Below are 23,820 nucleotides of genomic sequence, written 5' to 3'. Positions count from 1 at the left end.
GGTTAGATTTCCAGTTCCGGACGTTTGTCTACAAGAGTCGTTTCATAGCCGTCTTCACGTACTATCGTCGCTCCGCCTTTATAGGTGATGTTTACATCTTCCCCTTTCCGGGTAGAGCGGATGAAAAACGAAGGAGCACCCTCTGCCGAGACATTCACCTTGATAATCCAGCTCCCCACTTTGATGCGTCCGTCGGGAAGTATCTCCGGGTCGGCGACAGGGCGGGAGAGAAGATGTGTGTTTATAATGGTGGCAAAACGGTACGTCTTCTGTTTCTCGGAAGTCGCTGTGAAATGCCAGTGGTTGGGATAAGCGGCAAACTGTCCTTTGGCGTCTGCGCGCAACCAGTTTACAGCCGGAGCGAAGAACTGGCTGGTCGTATCGGTCTTTAATGTGCCGCTTGAAAAAAGATAAGCGTCGGAAGCTCCGTTTTTGTTGGTAGCCTGTATGTGTACGAACTTATCTTTCTTGGTGACATTCATCGGATGGATGACCGTATGCAGCAGATAGTCCCAGGTGACAGGTTCGTCGGCTTCCAGTTCGTCGTAGATGAATACTAATCCGGTCTTGCCTAAAGCGACGGTGTGACGTCTGAAAGTTTTCAGGTGGCTCTTGTCCCAGCCGTTGGCAGGAGTGTATTCTATTCCGCCTTCTTTTCCGCGTTCCAGCCAGATAGGGGAGATTTCTTCACCGTAAGCGTTGGAAGCGTCCCCCAAGAGGTAGCCGATTTTTTCGCCTATATAGTAACGGGGAATCCAACCGTACCCTTCCGTACCGATACGCTGTCCCATGCCGTTCACCAGAATAGTGTTGTGAGCGCGGGTGGAACGGTGGCAAAGCATACTATGCTTGTCTACAAATGCGATGTGGTGACCGCTACTGTAAAAGAGCGAGCTTCCGCCGAAGAATGTATTGAATGCGTTTTGGTTGGCAATGGCGTGCGAGGTGCTGCCGTAAGGGCTGCTTCGGAAACTGAACATGGCGTTTCCACCCACACGCTCCCAGTTGGTCATAAAGGAAGCCAGTCCGCTTTCCGGGAAAACATACCCCATCGGGAGATTGGCAAGCCCTTCGCCTTCGGGCAACGGTCTGTCGCATTGCAGGCGGAACCATGCCAGGCTGCCGGATTTGGAAGTCAGGAAACGTTTGTGGAAGTCGGGAGTAGTGGCGATGCGGCGCACATAATCGGCGGCATACGTATTGCCGGTCATGCGGGCTAATGCGTCGGCATATCCCACACGGATAGAGTTCGGCTTCATATTTCCCTGGTGTCCGCTACCGTTGCCGGCTGATTTGGAGAAAGGGGGCTGCTGGTAGAGGGTGTACATCACGGAACCCTGATACCACGGGTCGTTGAAGAAGTTGAATCCTGTGACGGTGGTATAGAAGTAGGGCACTTCGACAAGCGTGCGGAAATTGACCGCAAAGTAACCGTCGCCATTGTGCCAGGCTCCATCTTTGTTCAGACCGGGAAAACGTGCCAGCCAAACGTTGTAGCAGTAATCCGCCCATGTATCCGCTTCAGGGAGCTCACCGTACACGCTGAATGCTGCAAATGTGAAAATGCGCAGGGTCATCTGCCATACGTGATTGTCGGCTATATGATTTTCCAACCGGTTGTTGAAGTTATTGTAGGATTCACTGCCACGTTTTTTAATCTCTTTCAGCAAAGTTTGCTTCTGCCCTTCGTCCAGCAGGTCGTAGAATGAATCATAAGCCAATGAGCTGAGCGAAAGCATGGTAAAAGCGTTGAAGTCGCCCATGACATTTTTGTTCTCATCCCAGCCGACCATTTCTATCACACGCTTTATAGCTTCTTTGCTATATTTCGTGTCCTGTGTCAGCAGATAGGCACGTATCAGCAGCTCTACATTGGCTTCTTCCTGATCGATGATGCGGCGGCTTTCCCTGGTTAACATGGCACTGCGTTGCATGGCGTTGTCCAGACCGTCAGCCAGTTTGGTATTAATGTTATTGACAGACTGCATCGGAGTCTTCAATACTTTATCGGCTTGTTCCAAATACCACTGGTACTCCGGTTTCGACCGGCTGTTTTTCATAAAGTCCGCCCATTGGTCTTTCTGCACCAATATACGCGGATGACTTTTGGAAAGGTTTGCCTGCATCGTCTTGAATGATGGCGGGCAGAACTTGTCCGGATGGGCTTCAACCGTGAACTGCAAAACGGAAGACCATTGAGTCTTTCCTCCTTCATTCACATATCCGTATTGCCAGTACCATACACCGGGAGCTAAATCTTTCTCCGGATTGAAGAAAGGCCAGCGGGTCTCTTCCTGAATCACATTACTTTTCAGCGCTGCATCTTGCGAGTAGCGTAACTGGTATTTCAAACGGGACTTGTCTACTTTCTTCTTGCGGGACTTCATTCCGTCCAATACTTCTTCGGAAGTATCTATATCTGCCTGCAAAGGCCATTGGAACGAGACTGCACGGTCGGACACCGTTGCTTTGTCCAACGGCGACGGGGTGGCACGCATCTCGTGCATAAGCGTTACGTCCGTAAGTCTGATCCGTGCCGGCTTCTCTTGTGCCTGTACACCGGACACCAGACAACAAAGTAGTATGCTGCTGATTAATTTCTTCATGGTATTATTTAATAATTAGGATTGTTTTTGCTTTCAAACATCGGATTCAATTGTAGTTCGTCCAGCGGAATAGGGAATAACTCATGTTTGCCCTTTTGGAAATTGTCTCCGGCAGGATAAGAGCTCTTCACTGATGAACGGCTGCTGAACAAGGTTAATGCCTCTTTGATAACTCCCCAGCGGATAAGGTCGTATTTACGTTGCCCTTCAAAAGCGAGTTCAAAACCACGCTCCCAATAAAGTGCCGTACGGAACTTGCCGGCATCATCAGCATCGGAAATAAAGTTGAGTTTGTACACTTTCTCTTTCATCAGTTCGGTGTAATTTTCTGTGGTAATTTCTCTGGCTCCGGCACGTTTGCGTACGCTGTTGAGCAGTTTCCATGCTTCGGATGTATCACCCGTTTCATTGTAGGCTTCGGCTGCCATCAGTACGACATCCGCATAGCGCAGATAGCAGAAATTGACATCGGTAACGTTCGGGTTCTTGTATCCGATAGGCATCCATTCGCGGCGCCATTTGCCGGGATACCAGTCTTTTCCGTTCTTGTTAACCACTTTCACGTGATTGTAGATTTCTTTGTCCCAGTTGTATTTGTAGTCGCAAATCATCACGTCACGGCGTTCGTCCCCCGTTATTACATTACCGTCTGCGTCTTCTTCCTGTACGTCAAAGAATGCTTTCCATTCGGGAACCACCCGGAACATCGCATTGGCACGTCCCATGAACTGGTTGACTTCAGTGACGGAGATGCCGGGATGCGCAACCAGCGGGCCGATGTAAGTCCCCCAGTATCCTTTGGCTCCTGTATTTCCGTCCGGACTATAAAATGCGATTTCAAAGATGCTTTCTACAGAGTTAAGTGTTCCTGCCGAGAAACCTTTGAACAGCTCTCTGTAACCTTCGGGATAGAAATCATGATAGCCGTTTGCTTTGAACTCTTCCCACTCTTCGATGACAGCTTCAAAATATTCTTTGCGCTTGGCATCGTCCGGGCGGGTAATGCTTCCGTTCATTTGAAGACTGTATCCGGCACGTTGCAATAGTACGCGCATAAGCAATCCGCGTGCAGCGCCTTGGGTGATTTTCTCCGGGGTAACGGCCGGGGTAGCCCACGATAAATGAGTCTTGGCAAAATTCAGGTCGTCAATAATCTGGTCGTAGATTATTTCTCTGCTGCAACGTGGTTGGAAGACATTTTTGTCTACATTCGTAGAAGTCGTTTTGAAGGGAACATCTCCCCAGTAACGCACCAGATTGAATGCATACAAGGCTCTCAGGAATTTAGCTTCTCCGACCAGTGATTGCAGCTCTTTGTCTTTCTCATAATCAGCCATGCCTTCAATACCTTCAACGGTATAATTGGCACGTTCAATTCCGGTGTAGTTGCCTTGCCAGACGCTATTTACCCATGTGTTTGAACTGGTCACTTTGTAGTGGGCGATGTCCCGCCGGCCTTTGTCCGAAGTCACTCCCGACACATAATAAGTATCGTCCGAACAGGGAAACGCCATGTCCATATACCCATAAAGTTCCGGAAGTCGTTCGTATACTCCGGTAACGGCCATGGCGGCCTTTGCCTTTGTGGAGAATATGTCCTTTTTCTCGTAATAAGAGTTGGGGTCTTCAGTCAACAGGTCGGCACAGGAAGTATTGAGCAGGCCTCCTGCCAATATACCGAGCGCATAAAGATATGTTTTGTAGATTTTCATTTTTCCGTTATTTTAAGGTGAATTAAAAGGTCACATTCAGACCGAATACGTAGGAATGGCTTCTCGGATATGCTCCGTAGTCTACTCCGGGAGTCAGGTTGCTGCCTTTGGTAGAAACTTCCGGGTCGAATCCGGTATAGGGAGTCCAGACAAACAGGTTGCTGCCTGTCGCATACAGGCGGAGTTTCTGGATGCCGGCTTTCCGTATCCATTTTCTGGGGAAGTTGTACCCGATAGTCACGTTGCTTAGCCGCAGGTAAGAGGCATCTTCTACTGCCCATGAGTGGATATAGGTGTCTCCCTGTTCCATATCGTTGACAACGGCTGCGCTTTTGCCTGCATTTAATGCGGCAAGCTCTTGCGGGTCTGTTATAATGTCACCATTCCGGTTGATGGTCATCCAGCGCTTGCTGCTGTTCACTGCATCCAGTACGTTGTATCCGGATTTGCCGGCTTGGGTATTGGTCAGTTTGGTGGCATTCAATACTTCGCCTCCGTAGGAGAAGGTAAAGAATATGCTCAGGTCGAAATTCTTATAAGTGAAAGTGTTGTTCAATCCGCCGAAGAATTTCGGATTGGCTTCACCGATAACCGTCTGGTCGTTTTCATCAATCACTTTGTTCCCGTCGGTATCGGCAAATTTCCACATACCCGGTTGCGTTTCACTGCGGGAACCTCTGTAAGGGATTCCTTCTTTCAATGTGTATTTTTTAGTGTTCGGGTCATAATCAAAGTCCTCTACCTGATAAAGTCCGAGGGTACGGTATCCGTAGAACTGTCCGATTGACTTGCCTACTTCTATCTTGTGTGTCTTTTGGTTATAACCGAATTTGGCTTCTTCGAGGAAGAATTGCTCTCCGGACAATGCTTTGATCGTATTCTTGTTGTGAGACAAGTTGAAGTTGGTATTCCATGTGAAGTTGCGTTTTTGTATGTTGACGGAACTGATGGTCAGGTCGACGCCGATGTTCTGCGTCTTTCCGATATTGCGAATCATATTGCTGTATCCTGAAGAGCTGGGTATGCGTGAGTTCAGGAGTAAGTGGGTACTTTCGTTCACGTAAAACTCCGGGGATATAGTCAGGCGTTGTTCCAGAAAACCTAAATCCAGTCCGATATTGAGTGTGTTGTTGGATTCCCATTGAAGCATTTCGTTCGGGATAGCGGTCGGTACGTATCCGGGCATATTACTTTCACCATTCGGATATTTCACGGAATTCAGCAGGTTCAGTGAAGCATAACTGCCGATGCGGTTGTTGCCCGACATACCATATCCGACACGTAACTTCAGGTCGGAAAACAAGTTCAGGTTCTTGATAAACTTCTCCTCGCCCATACGCCATGCGGCAGAAACGGAGGGGAAAAGTCCCCATTTCTTGTCCTCACTGAATTTGGAAGAACCGTCGGCACGTAAAGTAGCGGTCACCAGATATTTTTCTCCGAAATTGTAATTGAACCGGGTGAAGAAGGACAGTAATTTGTCATCGTAATTGGCATTGGAAGTAATGGAACCCGGAATGCCGAGGTTCATATCATCCAGGTTAATATCGTTATTGGGGAAATTGGTGGCACTGGCGCGCATATTGCGTGTCCATCGTGATACCCATTCCTGTCCGAGCATAGCGACTAATTTATGCTTTTTCTTCTTGTATTCATAGTTGAGCACATTGGAAGTCTGGAAGCTGTTGTTTTCCGCGTATTGGATATATCCGTTGGCGCTGGAACGTTTTCCGATGCTGGATTTCTCTCCATAAAAGACATCAAAGCGCGTGGTTTGGTAACGCATACCGGTATTGTTGCGGAAACTGAATCCTTTGGCAATATTGAAAGTCAGCCCTCCATTGGCTTGGAAAGTACGCAATTGCCTTTTGTTTATTTCTTGGGCGGCAGAGGTGAGCGGATTCTGCATCGGATTGCCTTCTTCGTCGGTGATATTGTCTTCTTCATTCTTCAGCAGGCTCTCGTCATCTCCATAGATCCCTTTGGTGGGGCGATATTGCAGGATATGCTCCATCTTGTTGAAACGGGTGGACTGGTCGGAAGTCCCCATACCATATATATAGGTCTGGTCGTAGTTTACACGGGCATTGACAGAAATACGCTTGGTAGGTTTGTGGGAAAGGCTGAATGAAATATTATGCTTGTCGTTTCCGCTGTACTGCATAGCTCCAAGGTCTTTGAAATAAGTATAGTTCAGGGAGTATTGCAGTTCCTTGTTTCCTCCGGAGATGCGTACACGGTAATTCTGTGAAGTGGCTACTCTTCCTAAAGTCTCTTCCTGCCAGTCGATTCCGGCGTAGTTGCCGTAGTTTTCATCAATATCCAGGAAAGAACCGTAGATAGACTGGAAACTTTTCACTCCTGTTTCACCGTTGAATTGTAATCTGCGCTCATAATCCAGCAGGACAAACTCCTTGGTAGAGAGTACCGGCAGTTTGCGTGCCAGAGTCTTCACGCCTACATAACTGTCGAAACTGATACTCATCTTGGAACCGTCTTTGTTTCCTTGCTTTGTGGTGATTACCACTACCCCGTTTGCTCCGCGTGCACCGTAAATGGCAGTTGCCGAGGCATCTTTCAGGATATCAATCGTTTCAATCTCGGCAGGGTCGATAGTAGACATTCCGTCTTCGCTGGGGAAGCCGTCGATAATATAAAGAGGTTCATTACTTTGCGTAATGGAAATACCACCGCGTACACGTATGGAAATGGTAGACCCCGGGGCACCTTCACTTTGGGTTATTTGTACACCTGCCACCCGTCCCGCCAATGCTTGGGTGACGTCGGAAGTAGGCATTCTCATCAAATCTTCGCTTTTTACAGAAACCACAGAACCGGTCAGGTCACTACGCTTACTGGTTCCGTAACCTACCACAACCACCTCGTCCAATGCTTTGGCATCACTTTGCAGCGTGACATTGACGACCGTTTTTCCTTTTACGTGTACTTCCTGTGTTTTCATTCCTATATAAGAGAATACGAGAATGTCTTTAGCGGCATTGTTTACCTGAATCTTGTAATTTCCGCTTAAATCACTGATTGCACCGACGCCGGGAGTACCTTTCAGAGTAATGTTGGCACCGATCACCTCAAGACCTTCCGAGTCTATGACCTTTCCGGTGACAGTCAGGTTTTGTGCTTTGACCGTAAGTGCGGTGCAAAGGCAAACCGCAAGAAAGAGAAGTTTTTGAATGTTTTTCATATCAATTCTATTCGTTGTTTTCTGGATTAAGAATCTATGGCAAAGATAGATGCTTTTCTTTCTATTACTATTTTAGTATTGTTTTTCCTTTTTTTGAAAACAGATAGGGGGCTTTTGAAATCGTCTAAAACCCTTTAGAATTTATCCCGATACCTGTTGTGATGCTTGTAGGGAAGGTGGCAGATCTCTGTTACACCTTATTTATATAATAGTCTGAATTATAATTTACTTTGAAATCTTCCAGAGATGACTTTTTGTTTTCCGATAATATCTTTATATCTCTTGTTATTCAACCGGATAAATCCAAAAAAAGGAAGAAATTGTTTGCCAATTCAAAGAAAAGCCGTACTTTTGCAAGCCGATTATTATCACAAAATGATAAGAGATTAATTCATAGCTAGTTAGTATTCCTTTGTCCGGGGAAGACTAATAAGTGGTGAAGACAATTTTAGTAGTAACATTTAAAAAACAAAATTAGAGTGGATACTTTAAGTTACAAGACCATTTCTGCAAACAAAGCGACTGTAACCAAAGAATGGGTTATCGTTGACGCTACAGACCAGACTTTAGGTCGTCTGGGAGCAAAAGTTGCAAAATTGCTGAGAGGAAAGTACAAACCAAACTTTACTCCTCACGTAGACTGCGGTGATAACGTTATCATCATCAATGCAGACAAAGTAAAACTGACTGGTAACAAATGGAATGACAGAGTATATTTGTCATATACTGGTTATCCTGGTGGTCAGAGAGAAATGACTCCTGCCCGTTTGATTACAAAACCGAACGGTGAAGAGAGATTACTGAAAAAAGTAGTGAAGGGCATGCTTCCTAAGAATATTCTGGGAGCTAAATTGCTGAACAACTTGTATGTTTACGCTGGTAGCGAACACAAACAGGCTGCACAGAACCCGAAAATGATTGATATTAATTCATATAAATAAGATATAATGGAAGTAGTAAATGCATTAGGCAGACGTAAACGTGCTATTGCACGCATATTCGTAAGCGAAGGTACAGGAAAGATTACTATTAACAAGAGAGACCTTGCAGAGTACTTTCCATCAACTATTCTTCAGTATGTTGTAAAACAACCATTGAACAAGCTGGGTGCTGCTGAGAAGTATGACATCAAGGTTAACTTGTGTGGTGGTGGTTTCACAGGTCAGTCTCAGGCATTGCGTTTGGCAATCGCTCGTGCACTGGTTAAGATGAACGCTGAAGATAAAGCTGCTCTTCGTGCAGAAGGCTTCATGACTCGTGACCCTCGTTCTGTTGAACGTAAGAAACCGGGACAGCCGAAAGCTCGTAGAAGATTCCAGTTCAGCAAGCGTTAATGTGCTGCCTGATAGAGGAATATGTTTAGTATCTAAACTACTGGGACTCTGCTCATAGACTACCCAGCGGTTGGTTTAGAAAAAACAAAAAAGAAAGTAAACGATTTAAAGAAAAAACAAGATGTCAAGAACAAATTTTGATACATTATTGGAGGCTGGTTGCCACTTCGGACACCTTAAGAGAAAGTGGAACCCTGCAATGGCTCCTTATATTTTCATGGAACGCAATGGTATTCATATCATTGACCTCCACAAAACAGTTGCAAAAGTAGACGAAGCTGCTGAAGCTTTGAAACAGATTGCCAAATCTGGCAAGAAAGTTCTTTTTGTTGCTACTAAAAAACAAGCTAAACAAGTTGTGGCTGAGAAAGCTCAATCTGTTAATATGCCTTATGTAATCGAGCGTTGGCCGGGTGGTATGTTGACTAACTTCCCGACTATCCGTAAGGCTGTGAAGAAGATGGCTACTATCGATAAATTGACTAACGATGGTACATATTCTAACCTCTCTAAGAGAGAAGTTCTTCAGATTTCTCGTCAACGTGCAAAATTAGACAAGACTTTGGGATCTATCGCTGACCTGACTCGTCTGCCGTCTGCATTGTTCGTAATCGACGTAATGAAAGAAAATATCGCAGTTCGCGAAGCTAACCGTTTGGGTATCCCTGTATTTGGTATCGTTGATACTAACTCTGATCCTTCAAACGTGGATTTCGTAATTCCTGCTAATGATGACGCTACTAAATCAATAGAAGTTATCCTGGATGCTTGTTGCGCTGCAATGATCGAAGGTTTGGAAGAAAGAAAAGCTGAAAAGATCGACATGGAAGCAGCTGGTGAGGCTCCTGCTAACAAAGGCAAGAAGAAATCAGTAAAAGCTAGACTCGACAAGTCTGACGAAGAAGCTATCAACGCAGCTAAAGCTGCTGCTTTCATCAAGGAAGACGAAGAGGCTTAATATATAAAATGTGCCAATTTGCTAATGTGCAAGGGTATTGTTATACACTTGCATCTTGATTGGCAGATTGGCACATTTTTTTGTTTCGAAAATTATTATTCATTTAAATAAAGGAAATTATTATGGCTGTAACTATGGCTGATATTACCAAGCTGCGCAAAATGACCGGAGCTGGTATGATGGATTGCAAGAATGCATTAACAGAGGCTGATGGCGATTACGACAAGGCAATGGAGATTATCCGTAAGAAAGGACAAGCTGTTGCTGCTAAGCGTTCTGAACGTGAGGCTTCTGAAGGTTGCGTTCTGGCTAAGACTACCGGTGACTATGCCGTTGTCATTGCTTTGAAGTGTGAAACTGACTTCGTAGCTCAGAATGCTGACTTTGTGAAACTGACTCAGGATATTCTTGATCTTGCTGTGGCTAACAAATGCAAGACATTGGACGAAGTAAAAGCATTGCCGATGGGTAACGGTACTGTGCAGGATGCAGTGACTGACCGTAGCGGTATCACAGGTGAAAAAATGGAACTTGATGGTTACATGACTGTAGAAGGTGCAAGCACTGCTGTTTACAACCACATGAACAGAAATGGTCTTTGTACGATTGTTGCTTTTAACAAGAACGTTGACGAGCAGTTGGCTAAGCAAGTAGCTATGCAGATTGCTGCCATGAATCCGATCGCTATTGATGAGGATGGTGTTTCTGAAGAAGTGAAGCAAAAAGAAATCGAAGTAGCTATCGAAAAGACAAAGGCTGAACAGGTACAGAAGGCTGTAGAAGCTGCTCTGAAGAAAGCTAACATCAACCCGGCTCATGTAGACAGTGAAGACCACATGGAAAGCAATATGGCTAAAGGTTGGATTACAGCTGAAGATGTAGCGAGAGCAAAAGAAATCATTGCTACTGTTTCTGCTGAAAAGGCTGCACATCTGCCTGAACAAATGATTCAGAACATCGCTAAGGGTCGTCTGGCTAAGTTCTTGAAAGAAGTTTGCCTGCTGAACCAAGAAGATATCATGGACGCTAAGAAGACTGTAAGAGAAGTGTTGGCTGCTGCTGATCCTGAACTGAAGATTGTTGACTTCAAGCGTTTCACTTTGAAAGCTGAATAATCAGATTCAATTCTTGTTAAGTATTACTTACTTGCCAAGTCATTTTTTACATTTAAAATTCAGGAAAAGAGTTCGGTATTGCACCGGACTCTTTTTCTTTAAGGCATATCTTAGGGATAGGGACTATTTCAGTGCTTTATCTATTTGCTTCATCAGCGTATCTATGGCTCCATCTTCATAGCCGGTAGTAGCTGATATTACTTTTCCTTCTTTGTCTATTAAATAACTTCTGGGAATCATTTTGGTGGCAAATTTACCTGTAACTTCCCGTTTGGGATCCGGGTAGAGGGGAAATGTAAACCCTTTTCTTTTATTGTATTCCGCTAATTGGTCGTCTGTATGCTCGCGACCGATTACTAACATACAGAAATCCTTGTTGTTTTTATATTTAGGCCAGAGTGTTTTCTGAACTTCAGCCAGTTCGCTTTGGCAAGGACCGCACCAGGTGGCGAAAATATTGATTAATACAACTTTCCCTTTTAGATCTGCAGAGTTTACAGTACCGTTTGCTGTTGAATGAAGGGTGAAAGCAGGCATATTGTCACCTACCTTGACAATATCCATATCACTTTCTTGTGCGAATGACAGCAGCGAGAATAGTGTTGCCGCACAGAATAATATTACTTTTCTCATATCTTGTATTATTTAATTTAACCTCCTACGCCTTTGGTTTTAGTATATCCTTCTTTGATGAGTAGATCTATGATCTTGGTCTTGAAATCTCCTTGTACCATTATCTCTCCGTCTTTAGCTGAACCGCCTACTCCACATTTGCTTTTCAGTAACTTGCCCAGCTCTTTCAAATCATTATCCGTACCCACAAATCCGGTAATTAATGTTACCACTTTACCACCCCGGTTCTTTTTGTCAATGGAAACTCGCAGGTTTTGCTTGTCTTTGTCGAGGGTAACCTGTTCTTCATCGTTATCCATTTCATAGCCGAAGTCTGGATTCGTGGAGTACACAACGTTCAATCTATCTTTCCAATCATTATTTTTCATACTTGTTATTTTTAATCCTTTTCAAAAGTATTAAACTTATCGAAAAGAGCAAAATTTGAGTCTCTTTTCATCGTTTTGTTTAATCTCTATTAAGGTTTTCTGTTATAGGGTTGTCAGTCTCAAAAAATAATGTACTTTTGCAAAATACCAAATTTTGTAAGAAGTATGAGCACTTATATACGAAAAGAGGCGGATAAAGTGCCGGAGCCTACCTTGCGCAGACTTCCCTGGTATCTGTCCAATATAAAACTAATGAAAGAAAAAGGGGAGCAGTATGTCTCTTCTACACAAATCTCTAAGGAAATAAATATTGACGCTTCTCAAATCGCCAAGGATTTGTCATACGTCAATATCTCGGGGCGTACGAGAGTGGGATACAATATTGATGCGTTGATTGAGGTGTTAGAGAGCTTTCTTGGATTTACCAATATGCACAAAGCCTTCTTGTTTGGTGTAGGTAGCCTGGGGGCTGCTTTGCTTCGGGATTCTGGTTTGCATCATTTCGGACTGGAGATTGTGGCTGCTTTTGATGTGAATCCGGAACTGGTGGGAAAAGATCTGAATGGCATTCCTATTTTTCATTCCGATGACTTTGAAGCAAAGATGAAAGAATACGATGTAAATATCGGTGTATTGACCGTACCTATTAATATTGCTCAGGAAATTACAGATAAGATGGTAGACGGAGGCATAAAAGCCGTATGGAACTTTACTCCTTTCCGAATTCGTGTGCCTGAGAATATAGTGGTGCAGAATACGTCTCTATATGCTCATTTGGCTGTTATGTTTAACCGATTGAATTTTAACGAGAAATAATGAAGATTATTGCAGTAGGAATGAACTACGCCCAGCATAACAAAGAACTGGGACATACACAAGTAAATACGGAGCCGGTGATTTTTATGAAGCCTGATTCTGCTATTCTGAAGGATGGCAAACCGTTTTTCATTCCCGACTTTTCTAAAGAGATACATTATGAAACGGAATTGGTAGTCCGTATCAACCGATTGGGGAAAAATATCGCTCCCCGTTTTGCTAACCGCTATTATGATGCAGTGACTGTAGGTATCGACTTTACGGCTCGTGACCTTCAGCGAAAATTCCGTGAGCAGGGTAATCCTTGGGAGCTTTGCAAAGGTTTTGATTCGTCGGCTGCCATTGGAACTTTTGTTCCGGTGGAGCACTATAAGGATATTCAGAATCTTGACTTTCATTTGTTGATCGACGGACAGGAAGTGCAGCGTGGCTGTACGGCAGATATGCTTTTCAAGATAGATGATATAATCGCTTATGTCAGCCAGTTTGTAACTTTGAAAATAGGTGACTTGCTCTTTACAGGGACTCCTGTAGGTGTAGGCCCTGTTAGTATCGGACAGCGTTTGCAAGGTTATCTGGAGGAAGAAAAACTGCTGGATTTCTATATTCGTTGATCTTTTTTTATTCATTAGTACTCATTTGTTATACAAAATATGAAGATAAGAGTAGGCTTTGGTTTTGACGTACATCAGTTGGTCGAAGGACGTGAGTTATGGCTGGGTGGCATTCTTTTGGAACACACAAAAGGATTGTTAGGGCATTCGGATGCTGATGTATTATTGCATGCTGTTTGCGATGCTCTGTTGGGGGCGGCGAATATGCGTGATATTGGCTATCATTTCCCTGATACTGCAGGAGAATTTAAAAATATAGATAGCAAGATACTGCTGAAGAAAACGGTGGAGTTGATTGCTACCAAAGGATATAAAGTGGGCAATATCGATGCAACCATTTGTGCCGAACGCCCGAAGTTAAAAGCGCACATTCCTTTGATGCAGGAGACAATGGCAACTGTTATGGGGATTGACATGGATGATATTTCCATTAAGGCGACTACTACTGAGAAACTCGGTTTTACAGGTCGTGAAGAAGGTATATCGGCTTATGCTACTGTGCTGATAGAAAAGATTTCTTAATCCCCTAAAACAAATAATTATGATTCGTCTTTTAAAAATCTACTTAACACTTGCCTTTTTATTGGTAACGACTTTTTGTATGGCTCAGAAGAGTGAACTGAAATTTAGTAAAGATGGTAAATTCAAGATTGTACAATTTACCGATGTGCATTTTAAATATGGAAATCGGGCTTCAGATATAGCTTTGGAACGTATTAATCAGGTGCTTGATGACGAACGTCCGGATTTAGTGATATTTACCGGTGATGTCGTTTATTCTGCTCCGGCGGATTCCGGAATGTTGCAGGTACTTGAACCGGTAGTTAAGCGTAAACTGCCTTTTGTGGTTACTTTTGGTAATCATGACAATGAACAGGGAATGACACGGGAACAGTTATATGATATCATCCGTAAAGTTCCCGGCAATTTATTGCCTGATCGCGGAACTGTTTTGTCACCGGATTATGTATTGACAGTGAAATCGTCTTCTAATCTAAAGAAGGATGCTGCTTTGCTTTATTGCATGGATTCTCATTCTTATTCTCCTTTGAAAGATGTGAAAGGGTATGCATGGCTTACATTCGACCAGATAAATTGGTATCGTCAACAGAGTGCGGCTTATAAAGAGCAAAACGGTGGACAACCTTTGCCGGCTCTTGCTTTTTTTCATATTCCTCTTCCTGAATACAATGAAGCTGCCCGTAGCGAAAATGCAATTCTTCGTGGAACTCGTATGGAGGAAGCCTGTGCACCTAAATTGAATACAGGAATGTTTGCAGCGATGAAAGAAGCTGGCGATGTGATGGGTATGTTTGTAGGACACGACCATGATAATGATTATGCTGTGATGTGGAAAGATATCCTTTTGGCTTACGGACGCTTTACCGGTGGAAATACGGAATATAACCATTTGCCGAATGGAGCCCGTATTATTGTATTGGATGAGGGTACCCGTACATTCACATCCTGGATTCGTCAGAAAGACGGTGTGGTGGATAAAATCTCTTATCCGGCAAGTTTTGTCAAGGACGATTGGACTAAACGTTGAGACTTGCGAACTTCACGTGGCTAAGGCGCGTGTATTTTGAACCATAGCTTTCATATTGGCGTGATACTTTCGCTGATGCGACGTAGATAATATCTCCCAGTCGGTATTCATGTTCTATCCCAGATAGAGTGCATGAAATCGCACTGGGATTTTTTGATGGAATACTCATAATGACTAAGTTTCCACTGGCATCGGTCAAAGTCAGTATTTGCTTGACAAAAAACTGTGGGGTAGTGCCGTTCACTCTTGTTTTGTATGGATCATCTTCCAATCTTACCCGAGTGACTTTTAATTTTAAGTCTGTCAGCTTTTCTCCTAATTCTCCCAGATAGCGGCTGGGTGAACGCTTCTCCCTCGACTTTCTTATCATTATGTCCAAATGTATGGAATAATAAGCTTGTGCTATTTTGACGAAACGTTCCTGTTTAGGTATTTTGGGAATGAATTTGTACGCTACCCAACTTAGGTAAGCGGGATCTATCTTGAGGATTTCATGGAGAAAATGTCCCCGGTATTTTCCGAAGAAGATAAGGTCGTCACCATTACTCTGCATTCTTTTCTCATTGTAATCTACCAGGATGATACAACGTCTCGAATAATAAAACATCGTGCTGGCCATCCGCAGGGAGTCGTTGATGTCCGGTGACAGGTCATGTATATAAAGAATGGATTGTTTTTCGGGCAGGGGAGAGTACAGCCAAAGGGAATAGTTTGGTTTCCCCGGTCGGGGCAACACCACCAGGTAGACTCCTACCTCTTTAAAAGAGGCTCTGCCCCGGTTGTACTCATTCAATTTGGCATACAATAAGGCTTGCTCGTTTTCGGAAATGCCCGGTAATCTTGGGTTAGCCATAATTGTTCTCGCTTTTGGTATATTTCAAATATAAGGATTTTCTTTCAGAAAAGCAATTTTTCTCTTTGAAATCTCGTACATTTGTATCCATGTAAATTTTCAAAATTCGAATGGAAGAACGAAATAAGAGAGTATTGGTAGGTATGAGTGGTGGCATAGACAGCACCGCTACTTGCTTGATGCTGCAAGAACAAGGATACGAGATCGTGGGAGTTACTATGCGTGTGTGGGGAGATGAACCGCAGGATGCCAGAGAGTTGGCTGCACGGATGGGGATTGAACATTATGTGGCAGATGAACGTATTCCTTTTAAAGAGACCATTGTAAAAAACTTCATAGACGAATATAAGCAGGGGCGTACGCCGAATCCGTGCGTGATGTGCAATCCGTTGTTTAAGTTCCGTGTTTTGACAGAGTGGGCGGACAAGTTGAATTGTGCATGGATTGCTACCGGACATTATTCACGGTTGGAAGAGAAAAACGGATACACGTATATAGTAGCCGGAGATGATGATAAGAAAGACCAGTCGTATTTCCTTTGGAGATTGGGACAGGAAGTGCTGAAGCGTTGTATCTTTCCGTTGGGAGATTATACGAAAGTGAAAGTTCGCGAGTATCTTGCGGAGAAAGGATATGAGGCAAAGTCGAAAGAAGGGGAAAGTATGGAAGTCTGCTTTATTAAAGGAGATTATCGTGATTTTCTTCGTGAACAGTGTCCTGAACTGGATAGTGAAATCGGACCGGGATGGTTTGTCAACTCTGAAGGGGTGAAGTTGGGGCAACATAAAGGGGCGCCTTATTATACAATTGGTCAGCGTAAGGGATTGGAGATTGCTTTAGGAAAGCCGGCCTATGTATTGAAAATCAACCCGCAGAAAAATACCGTGATGCTTGGGGATGCCGACCAATTAAAAACAGAATACATGTTGGCGGAGCAGGATAAGATTGTGGATGAACAGGAACTGTTCGGATGTCAGAATCTGACAGTACGGATTCGTTATCGCAGTCGTCCTATCCCCTGCCGGGTGAAAAGATTGGAAGACGGACGTCTGTTAGTACGTTTCCTCGAAACGGCTTCGGCCATTGCCCCGGGACAATCTGCCGTGTTTTATGACGGGAGACGAGTGTTGGGAGGAGCTTTCATTGCTTCTCAAAGAGGAATCGGGTTGGTGATTATAGAAAATGAAGGATTATGATTGATTAAAAAGAAAGATAACTTATGAAGAAGTTTATAGTATTGATTCTCGCTTTAAATATGTATTTGGGTGTGTTTGCACAGTTTACTCCGGAGGATACCTTAAAATATCGAATTAGCCTGAAAGACAAGGTGGCTACAGACTATTCCTTGCAGAAACCGGAAAAATATTTGTCTATGAAATCTATAGAGCGTCGAAAGAAACAAGGATTACCCATTGATTCCACGGATTTGCCGGTCTGTAAGAAATATGTAGATGCTATACGGAAGACAGGTGTCCATGTACTCGTTACCGGGAAGTGGGATAATTTTGTTACTGTTTCTTGCAATGATAGTACTTTGATTGACGAAATAGCAAAGTTGCCTTTTGTACGTTCCACGGAAAGAGTGTGGAAAGGTATCACACAAAGAGCCCTTCAAAGAGATTCGTTAATAAATAAACCGATGCGTACCGATAGCCTTTACGGTCCTGCAATCACACAGGCGGCAATGAGCCGTGTCAATCTTCTGCATGATGCGGGCTTTAAGGGACAGGGAATGACTATTGCCGTAATTGATGCCGGATTCCATAATGTGGATAAGATTGATGCAATGAAAAATATCCGTATTCTTGGGGTGCGTGACTTTGTGAATCCGGAAGCGGATATTTATGCTGAAAGTAGCCATGGAATGTCTGTATTATCCTGTATGGCCATGAATCAGCCGAATGTGATGATTGGCACAGCTCCTGAAGCTTCTTATTGGTTGCTGCGTAGTGAGGACGAATATTCGGAGAATCTGGTAGAACAGGATTACTGGGCGGCAGCCATTGAGTTTGCCGATAGTGTAGGAGTGGATCTGGTGAATACATCGCTTGGATATTATTCATTTGACGATCCTGCGAAGAATTATAGATATCGTGACTTGAATGGTCATTATGCGTTGATGTCTCGTGAAGCTGCGAAGGCAGCCGATAAAGGAATGGTCGTTGTTTGCAGTGCCGGAAATTCGGGGGCAGGTTCGTGGAAGAAAATTACCCCTCCGGGAGACGCAGAGAATATAATAACGGTAGGAGCTGTAAATAAAAGGGGGGAGCTGGCACCATTTTCTTCTGTTGGAAATACGGCTGACGGACGTGTGAAACCGGATGTAGTGGCTGTCGGTCTGAATTCGGATGTGATGGGAACAGATGGTAATCTTCGCCGTGCCAACGGAACCTCTTTCTCTTCTCCGATTATGTGTGGTATGGTAGCTTGTCTGTGGCAGGCTTGTCCGAAGCTGACAGCGAAGCAGATTATAGATTTGGTACGTCAATCGGGTGATAGAGCCGATTTCCCGGATAACATATATGGATATGGTATTCCCGATTTGTGGAAGGCTTATCTTAACTTTTCTTCCAAGGAAAAGAAATAATGTGACTGCTGTATGATAAACGCTATGAATAAGTCGAAGCAATCTGACTCCCTCTCTTTGGGAGAGGGTGGGGAGAGGCTTTCTCTTTTAGAGCTGAATGCACTCGTCCGCCGTAGTCTGGAGCAATGCCTGCCTGATGAATATTGGATACAGGCAGAGTTGAGCGATGTCCGTTCCAATACGACAGGGCATTGCTATCTGGAATTCGTGCAGAAAGATCCTCGTAGCAATAATCTCGTAGCCAAGGCACGCGGTATGATTTGGAATAATATCTACCGTTTGTTGAAGCCTTATTTTGAGGAAACTACAGGGCAGCTATTTACTTCCGGCATTAAGGTGTTGGTGAAAGTAACAGTTCAGTTTCATGAACTGTACGGTTACAGTCTGACAGTGCTTGACATTGATCCTGCTTATACATTGGGAGATATGGCTCGTCGCCGCCGGGAAATATTATTACAGTTGGAAGAGGAGGGAGTGTTGACGCTGAATAAAGAGCTTGAGATACCGGTTCTTCCCCAGCGTATTGCTGTCATCTCTTCGGCTACTGCGGCCGGATATGGAGATTTCTGTCATCAGTTGCAGCATAATCCGGGCGGGTTCTTTTTCTATACGGAGCTTTTTCCGGCTTTAATGCAGGGAAATCAGGTAGAAGAATCAGTGTTGGCGGCTTTGGATCGTATTAATGCCCGCATCAATGAATTTGATGTAGTAGTCATCATTCGTGGTGGTGGAGCTACTTCCGATTTGTCCGGCTTTGATACTTATCTATTGGCAGCTGCATGTGCGCAATTTCCGTTACCTATCATTACTGGTATTGGGCATGAACGCGATGATACAGTGCTTGATTCCGTTGCTCATACCCGGGTAAAAACTCCTACGGCTGCTGCCGAACTCCTGATTCACCGGGTAGGGGAAGTTGCGGAGCATCTGGAAGAATTATCTATGCGTATTCAACAAGGAGCTTATATGCTTCTTGATCTGGAACGACGAAGGTTGGAAACTCTCCAAACCCGTATTCCCAATCTTGTTCATCGCAAACTTGCGGACGCTCGTTTTTCTTTGCTGGTAGCAAAGAAAGATTTGTCACAGGTGACGAAAGCATTAGTGGCCCGTCAATCTCACCGTCTGGAACTTTTGCAACAACGAATAGCGGACGCTTCTCCGGATAAACTCTTGAGTCGTGGATATAGTATTACAATAAAAGACGGGAAAGCGGTGACGGATGTATCTTCACTGAAGCCGGGAGACCATTTGATAACCCGGTTATCGAAAGGAGAAGTTCGATCGGTGGTAGAAAAGTAACTATCCACCAAACGTGTATTTGTAAAAACATTAATCATTAAATATCAATCATCGTGGCAGCAAAAAAAGAAACATATTCCCAAGCGATGGAACGTCTTGAAAAGATCGTTCGCCAGATAGATAACAACGAACTGGATATCGACATTTTGAGTGAGAAAATAAAAGAAGCCAATGAAATTATTGCCTTTTGCAAGGATAAACTGACAAAAGCCGACCGGGAAGTCGAAAAATTATTGCAAGAAAAGAGGCAATCTGAAGAATAAAAGTTATTTTTGCGTTTCAATGCATAGAAAATAAACTAATACATAACAATATGAAAGAAATAGACTGGGCGAATCTGTCGTTTGGATATATGAAGACAGATTACAATGTGAGAATCAATTTCCGTAATGGTGCATGGGGAGAACTGGAGGTAAGCAGTGAAGAACACCTTAATTTGCACATGGCGGCAACCTGTTTACATTATGGTCAGGAAGCCTTTGAAGGACTGAAAGCATTCCGTGGAAAAGATGGTAAAGTTCGTATTTTCCGTTTGGAAGAAAATGCTGCCCGTTTGCAATCTACTTGCCAGGGAATTCTGATGGCAGAACTTCCGACAGAACGATTCAAAGAAGCAATCTTGAAAGTGGTGAAGCTGAATGAACGCTTTATTCCTCCTTATGAAACCGGTGCTTCTCTTTACATTCGTCCGCTATTGATTGGAACAAGTGCCCAGGTAGGCGTACATCCTGCAGATGAGTATATGTTTGTAGTATTTGTAACTCCGGTAGGACCGTATTTCAAAGGTGGCTTCTCTACCAATCCGTACGTTATCATTCGTGAGTTTGACCGTGCCGCTCCTCATGGAACAGGTATTTATAAAGTGGGTGGTAACTATGCAGCCAGTCTTCGTGCTAACAAGAAAGCGCACGATTTGGGCTATTCCTGCGAGTTCTATCTTGATGCGAAAGAAAAGAAATATATCGATGAATGTGGTGCTGCCAATTTCTTCGGTATTAAGGATAATACGTATATCACTCCGAAATCATCTTCTATCTTGCCTTCTATTACCAATAAGAGTTTGATGCAGTTGGCAGAAGATATGGGTATCAAGGTAGAACGCCGTCCGATACCGGAAGAAGAACTGGAAACATTTGAGGAAGCAGGTGCTTGTGGTACTGCTGCAGTAATCAGCCCGATTCAACGTATCGATGATTTGGAAAACGGAAAATCTTATGTGATCTCTAAAGACGGTAAGCCGGGACCAATCTGTACAAAATTGTATAATAAGCTCCGTGGAATTCAGTATGGCGACGAGCCGGATACGCATGGCTGGGTAACAATAGTGGAATAACTATATTTTTGAAATGACACATTTATCAATTAATATTATTCATTATGTTAAAACAAAATTCAGAATTGCGTGCGCAGGCACGTGAGGCACTTCGAGGCAAGTGGCCTATGGCAGCTGTTGCTGCACTTATTTATTCAGTTATAGCCGGCGGTTTATCAGCTATTCCTTTGATTGGAGGGTTATGCTCATTATTTGTCGGACTACCGGTTGCGTACGGTTTTACTATTGTAATGCTTGGCGTATGTAGAGGCAAAGACATTGACTTTGGTACTTTGTTCGAAGGTTTCCAAGATTATGGACGTATTTTTGTCACTAAGTTGCTTCAGATGGTCTATACAGTTTTGTGGTCACTGTTGCTGCTTATACCGGGTATCATTAAGGCTTATTCTTATGCAATGACCGACTTTATCTTGAAAGATGAACCGGAAATGAAAAACAATGCAGCTATTGAGAAAAGTATGGCTATGATGGAAGGAAACAAGATGAAGTTGTTCATGCTTGATTTAAGCTTCATTGGCTGGGCCATCCTTTGTATCTTTACTTTTGGTATTGGATTTCTTTTCCTGCAACCGTATGTTGCTATTTCCCGTGCTGCTTTCTATGAAGATTTGAAAGCACAACAAGGCGGAAATGTGGAAGTAGACGTTGAAGTGAATGTTGAGATTTGATAAGACGAATCATTCAGCACTATAGAAGAATGGAGCATGGAGAAATCTGTGCTCCATTTCTTTTTGTCGGTTGCATCAAAATCAGTACCTTTGCGATCTAATCAGGATTGATATGGGAAAGAATAAATTAGAAAAGTTTGCCGATATGGCAAGTTATCCGCACGTATTCGAATATCCTTATTCGGCGGTAGATAATGTGCCTTTTGACATGAAGGGGAAATGGCATAAAGAGTTTTTTAAAAACGATCATCCGATTGTGCTCGAACTGGGTTGCGGACGTGGTGAGTATACCGTTGGTCTGGGTAAGATGTTTCCCGAAAAGAACTTTATAGCAGTGGATATAAAAGGCGCCCGTATGTGGACGGGAGCAACGGAGTCATTACAGGCCGGAATGAAGAATGTTGCTTTCCTGCGTACCAATATTGAAATCATCGAACGTTTTTTTGCCGAAGGCGAAGTGAGTGAAATATGGCTTACTTTCTCTGATCCGCAAATGAAGAAAGCAACCAAACGACTGACCTCTACCTATTTTATGGAACGGTATCGCAAATTCTTGCAGCCGAATGGCATTATCCACCTGAAAACGGACAGCAACTTCATGTTTACCTATACGAAATACATGATTGAGGCAAACAAACTTCCCGTTGAGTTTATGACTGAAGATTTATATCATTCTGGTCTGGTAGATAATATTCTCGGTATTAAGACCTATTATGAACAACAATGGCTGGATCGTGGTTTAGATATTAAGTATATCAAATTCCGGCTTCCGCAGGAAGGTAAACTACAAGAACCGGATGTGGAAATAGAGCTTGATCCCTATCGTAGCTATAACCGTAGCAAGCGTAGCGGATTGAATACAAGCAAATAATTCTCCAGCAGTAAATAGTAATTAAATCGTATAATTGTAAATCGTCAAATAGTAAATAAAATGACTCTCTATCCTAAATTGATATTGGATGCATTGGCAACGGTGCATTATCCTGGTACGGGAAAGAATTTGGTGGAAGCGGAGATGGTTGCCGATAATCTTCGTATTGATGGTATGACTGTCAGCTTTTCATTGATTTTTGAGAAACCGACTGATCCGTTTATGAAATCAATGTTGAAAGCTGCGGAAACAGCTATTCATACGTATGTCTCTCCTGATGTGCAGGTAACAATCACAACAGAGAGTAAGCAAGCCGCTCGTCCGGAAGTTGGCAAGCTCCTTCCGCAAGTGAAGAATATAGTCGGTATATCTTCCGGTAAAGGTGGCGTGGGTAAGTCTACGGTGTCTGCGAACCTGGCAGTTGCTCTGGCTAAATTAGGCTATAAGGTTGGTTTGCTCGATGCAGATATTTTCGGTCCTTCCATGCCTAAGATGTTTCAGGTGGAGGATGCACGCCCCTATGCTGAACGTATAGATGGTCGTGACATGATTATTCCGGTAGAGAAATATGGAGTGAAATTATTGTCTATCGGTTTCTTTGTCGATCCGGATCAGGCAACTTTGTGGCGTGGTGGAATGGCAAGTAATGCATTGAAACAGTTGATAGCTGATGCAGCCTGGGGAGATTTGGATTATTTCCTGATAGACCTTCCTCCCGGAACCAGTGACATTCATTTGACGGTTGTTCAAACATTAGCCATGACAGGAGCGATTGTTGTCAGCACTCCGCAAGCGGTTGCTTTGGCAGATGCCCGTAAGGGAATCAATATGTTCACCAATGATAAGGTAAATGTACCTATTCTCGGTTTGGTTGAGAATATGGCTTGGTTTACTCCCGCTGAACTTCCCGAGAATAAATACTATATCTTTGGTAAAGAAGGTGCCAAGAAACTGGCTGAAGAAATGAATGTTCCTTTGTTGGGACAGATTCCTATCGTGCAAAGCATCTGTGAAGGAGGAGATAATGGTACTCCTGTTGCGTTGGATGAAGACTCCGTGACCGGACGTGCTTTCTTATCCCTGGCTGCCAGTGTCGTTCGTCAGGTAGATCGCCGGAATGTAGAGATGGCTCCAACTCAAATTGTAGAAATGCATAAATAAAGATAGTGGGGAGTTTGGAGGACTTTTGGCCTCCCACTCGTAGGATATAAAAAGGAGCTGTCTAACGAGTCCTGAATATTGAAAATCACCCACGCTATAACTATCTGTAGCGTGGGTGAAATTGTAAATGAGGGACTT

Annotated in this window: 22 protein-coding genes; 16 read left to right on the top strand and 6 right to left on the bottom strand. The window is 43.7% G+C overall.

From position 1 onward, the window contains the following. Positions 1-2: 2 nt before the first annotated feature. The 3 genes from AAHJ11_RS07485 to AAHJ11_RS07475 are packed head-to-tail and all read right to left on the bottom strand — an operon-like array spanning position 3 to position 7,520. Complete coding sequence (locus tag AAHJ11_RS07485; RefSeq protein ID WP_320974400.1) at positions 3-2,606, bottom strand: DUF4962 domain-containing protein; 2,604 nt, start codon at positions 2,604-2,606, stop codon at positions 3-5. Positions 2,607-2,614: 8 nt separating this feature from the next. Beyond that, positions 2,615-4,318, bottom strand: coding sequence for a RagB/SusD family nutrient uptake outer membrane protein (locus AAHJ11_RS07480; RefSeq protein ID WP_258979437.1), 1,704 nt, complete (start codon positions 4,316-4,318; stop codon positions 2,615-2,617). 22 nt (positions 4,319-4,340) lie between these two features. Next, positions 4,341-7,520 carry a TonB-dependent receptor gene (locus tag AAHJ11_RS07475; RefSeq protein ID WP_320974399.1) on the bottom strand — a complete coding sequence of 1,060 codons (3,180 nt, stop codon included), beginning with the start codon at positions 7,518-7,520 and terminating at the stop codon, positions 4,341-4,343. A 479-nt stretch (positions 7,521-7,999) separates the two neighbouring features. Here AAHJ11_RS07475 and rplM point away from each other — a divergent pair, with 479 nt between their 5' ends. The 4 genes from rplM (at position 8,000) to tsf (ending at position 10,927) form a co-directional block, all read left to right on the top strand. Beyond that, the gene (gene rplM / locus AAHJ11_RS07470) at positions 8,000-8,461 is read left to right on the top strand and encodes a 50S ribosomal protein L13 (RefSeq protein ID WP_004297202.1); all 462 of its coding nucleotides are present in this window, start codon (positions 8,000-8,002) and stop codon (positions 8,459-8,461) included. A gap of 6 nt (positions 8,462-8,467) precedes the next feature. Further along, positions 8,468-8,854: a 30S ribosomal protein S9 gene (gene rpsI, locus AAHJ11_RS07465; RefSeq protein ID WP_004297203.1), complete on the top strand. Its 387-nt coding sequence runs from the start codon at positions 8,468-8,470 to the stop codon at positions 8,852-8,854. A 121-nt stretch (positions 8,855-8,975) separates the two neighbouring features. Beyond that, positions 8,976-9,812 carry a 30S ribosomal protein S2 gene (rpsB, locus tag AAHJ11_RS07460; RefSeq protein WP_004305566.1) on the top strand — a complete coding sequence of 279 codons (837 nt, stop codon included), beginning with the start codon at positions 8,976-8,978 and terminating at the stop codon, positions 9,810-9,812. Positions 9,813-9,934: 122 nt separating this feature from the next. Further along, positions 9,935-10,927 (top strand): translation elongation factor Ts, encoded by a 993-nt coding sequence (gene tsf / locus AAHJ11_RS07455; protein WP_148366558.1) that lies wholly within the window; start codon positions 9,935-9,937, stop codon positions 10,925-10,927. A 123-nt stretch (positions 10,928-11,050) separates the two neighbouring features. On the opposite strand, the gene AAHJ11_RS07450 is transcribed toward tsf, so the two are convergent. Together AAHJ11_RS07450 and AAHJ11_RS07445 are read right to left on the bottom strand one after the other, a co-directional pair. Then, positions 11,051-11,560, bottom strand: a complete 510-nt coding sequence (locus AAHJ11_RS07450; RefSeq protein WP_148366557.1) for a TlpA family protein disulfide reductase — start codon at positions 11,558-11,560, stop codon at positions 11,051-11,053. 17 nt (positions 11,561-11,577) lie between these two features. Further along, positions 11,578-11,928 (bottom strand): translation initiation factor, encoded by a 351-nt coding sequence (locus tag AAHJ11_RS07445; RefSeq protein ID WP_148366556.1) that lies wholly within the window; start codon positions 11,926-11,928, stop codon positions 11,578-11,580. A 165-nt stretch (positions 11,929-12,093) separates the two neighbouring features. On the opposite strand from AAHJ11_RS07445, the gene AAHJ11_RS07440 reads away from it, so the two are divergent. From AAHJ11_RS07440 to AAHJ11_RS07425, 4 genes are read left to right on the top strand one after another with little or no spacing between them, the layout of a single operon-like run. Beyond that, positions 12,094-12,744, top strand: a complete 651-nt coding sequence (locus tag AAHJ11_RS07440) for a redox-sensing transcriptional repressor Rex (RefSeq protein ID WP_008650453.1) — start codon at positions 12,094-12,096, stop codon at positions 12,742-12,744. Further along, the gene (locus AAHJ11_RS07435; protein WP_148366555.1) at positions 12,744-13,358 is read left to right on the top strand and encodes a fumarylacetoacetate hydrolase family protein; all 615 of its coding nucleotides are present in this window, start codon (positions 12,744-12,746) and stop codon (positions 13,356-13,358) included. The genes AAHJ11_RS07440 and AAHJ11_RS07435 overlap by 1 nt, the downstream gene beginning before the upstream one ends. A gap of 39 nt (positions 13,359-13,397) precedes the next feature. Beyond that, positions 13,398-13,880 carry a 2-C-methyl-D-erythritol 2,4-cyclodiphosphate synthase gene (gene ispF, locus AAHJ11_RS07430; RefSeq protein WP_004297210.1) on the top strand — a complete coding sequence of 161 codons (483 nt, stop codon included), beginning with the start codon at positions 13,398-13,400 and terminating at the stop codon, positions 13,878-13,880. Positions 13,881-13,899: 19 nt separating this feature from the next. Further along, a complete protein-coding gene (locus AAHJ11_RS07425; protein ID WP_195648633.1) occupies positions 13,900-14,907 on the top strand; it encodes a metallophosphoesterase family protein in 1,008 nt (335 codons plus the stop codon). Here AAHJ11_RS07425 and AAHJ11_RS07420 read toward each other — a convergent pair. Further along, the gene (locus tag AAHJ11_RS07420) at positions 14,897-15,760 is read right to left on the bottom strand and encodes a hypothetical protein (protein ID WP_148366553.1); all 864 of its coding nucleotides are present in this window, start codon (positions 15,758-15,760) and stop codon (positions 14,897-14,899) included. The two genes, AAHJ11_RS07425 and AAHJ11_RS07420, sit on opposite strands and share 11 nt — an antisense overlap. A gap of 110 nt (positions 15,761-15,870) precedes the next feature. On the opposite strand from AAHJ11_RS07420, the gene mnmA reads away from it, so the two are divergent. From mnmA to AAHJ11_RS07380, 8 genes are all read left to right on the top strand, one after another. Beyond that, the gene (mnmA, locus tag AAHJ11_RS07415) at positions 15,871-16,956 is read left to right on the top strand and encodes a tRNA 2-thiouridine(34) synthase MnmA (RefSeq protein ID WP_320982939.1); all 1,086 of its coding nucleotides are present in this window, start codon (positions 15,871-15,873) and stop codon (positions 16,954-16,956) included. A 23-nt stretch (positions 16,957-16,979) separates the two neighbouring features. Then, positions 16,980-18,347, top strand: coding sequence for a S8 family peptidase (locus tag AAHJ11_RS07410; RefSeq protein ID WP_320982940.1), 1,368 nt, complete (start codon positions 16,980-16,982; stop codon positions 18,345-18,347). Between the two features lie 12 nt (positions 18,348-18,359). Next, the gene (gene xseA / locus AAHJ11_RS07405; RefSeq protein ID WP_371826257.1) at positions 18,360-19,649 is read left to right on the top strand and encodes an exodeoxyribonuclease VII large subunit; all 1,290 of its coding nucleotides are present in this window, start codon (positions 18,360-18,362) and stop codon (positions 19,647-19,649) included. A 53-nt stretch (positions 19,650-19,702) separates the two neighbouring features. After that, a complete protein-coding gene (gene xseB, locus AAHJ11_RS07400) occupies positions 19,703-19,912 on the top strand; it encodes an exodeoxyribonuclease VII small subunit (protein WP_004297216.1) in 210 nt (69 codons plus the stop codon). Between the two features lie 38 nt (positions 19,913-19,950). After that, positions 19,951-20,982 carry a branched-chain amino acid aminotransferase gene (locus AAHJ11_RS07395; RefSeq protein ID WP_258981928.1) on the top strand — a complete coding sequence of 344 codons (1,032 nt, stop codon included), beginning with the start codon at positions 19,951-19,953 and terminating at the stop codon, positions 20,980-20,982. Between the two features lie 44 nt (positions 20,983-21,026). Continuing rightward, positions 21,027-21,650 (top strand): DUF975 family protein, encoded by a 624-nt coding sequence (locus AAHJ11_RS07390; protein ID WP_148366548.1) that lies wholly within the window; start codon positions 21,027-21,029, stop codon positions 21,648-21,650. A 112-nt stretch (positions 21,651-21,762) separates the two neighbouring features. Beyond that, positions 21,763-22,521, top strand: a complete 759-nt coding sequence (gene trmB / locus AAHJ11_RS07385; RefSeq protein WP_148366547.1) for a tRNA (guanosine(46)-N7)-methyltransferase TrmB — start codon at positions 21,763-21,765, stop codon at positions 22,519-22,521. 60 nt (positions 22,522-22,581) lie between these two features. Beyond that, positions 22,582-23,682: an Mrp/NBP35 family ATP-binding protein gene (locus AAHJ11_RS07380; RefSeq protein WP_320982941.1), complete on the top strand. Its 1,101-nt coding sequence runs from the start codon at positions 22,582-22,584 to the stop codon at positions 23,680-23,682. Positions 23,683-23,820: the final 138 nt, after the last annotated feature.

Source organism: Bacteroides sp. 90-K9/2 (genome assembly GCF_047310725.1).
In the GTDB taxonomy this organism is placed as follows: domain Bacteria; phylum Bacteroidota; class Bacteroidia; order Bacteroidales; family Bacteroidaceae; genus Bacteroides; species Bacteroides vicugnae.
This window is presented reverse-complemented; position numbering and strand designations above follow the sequence as displayed.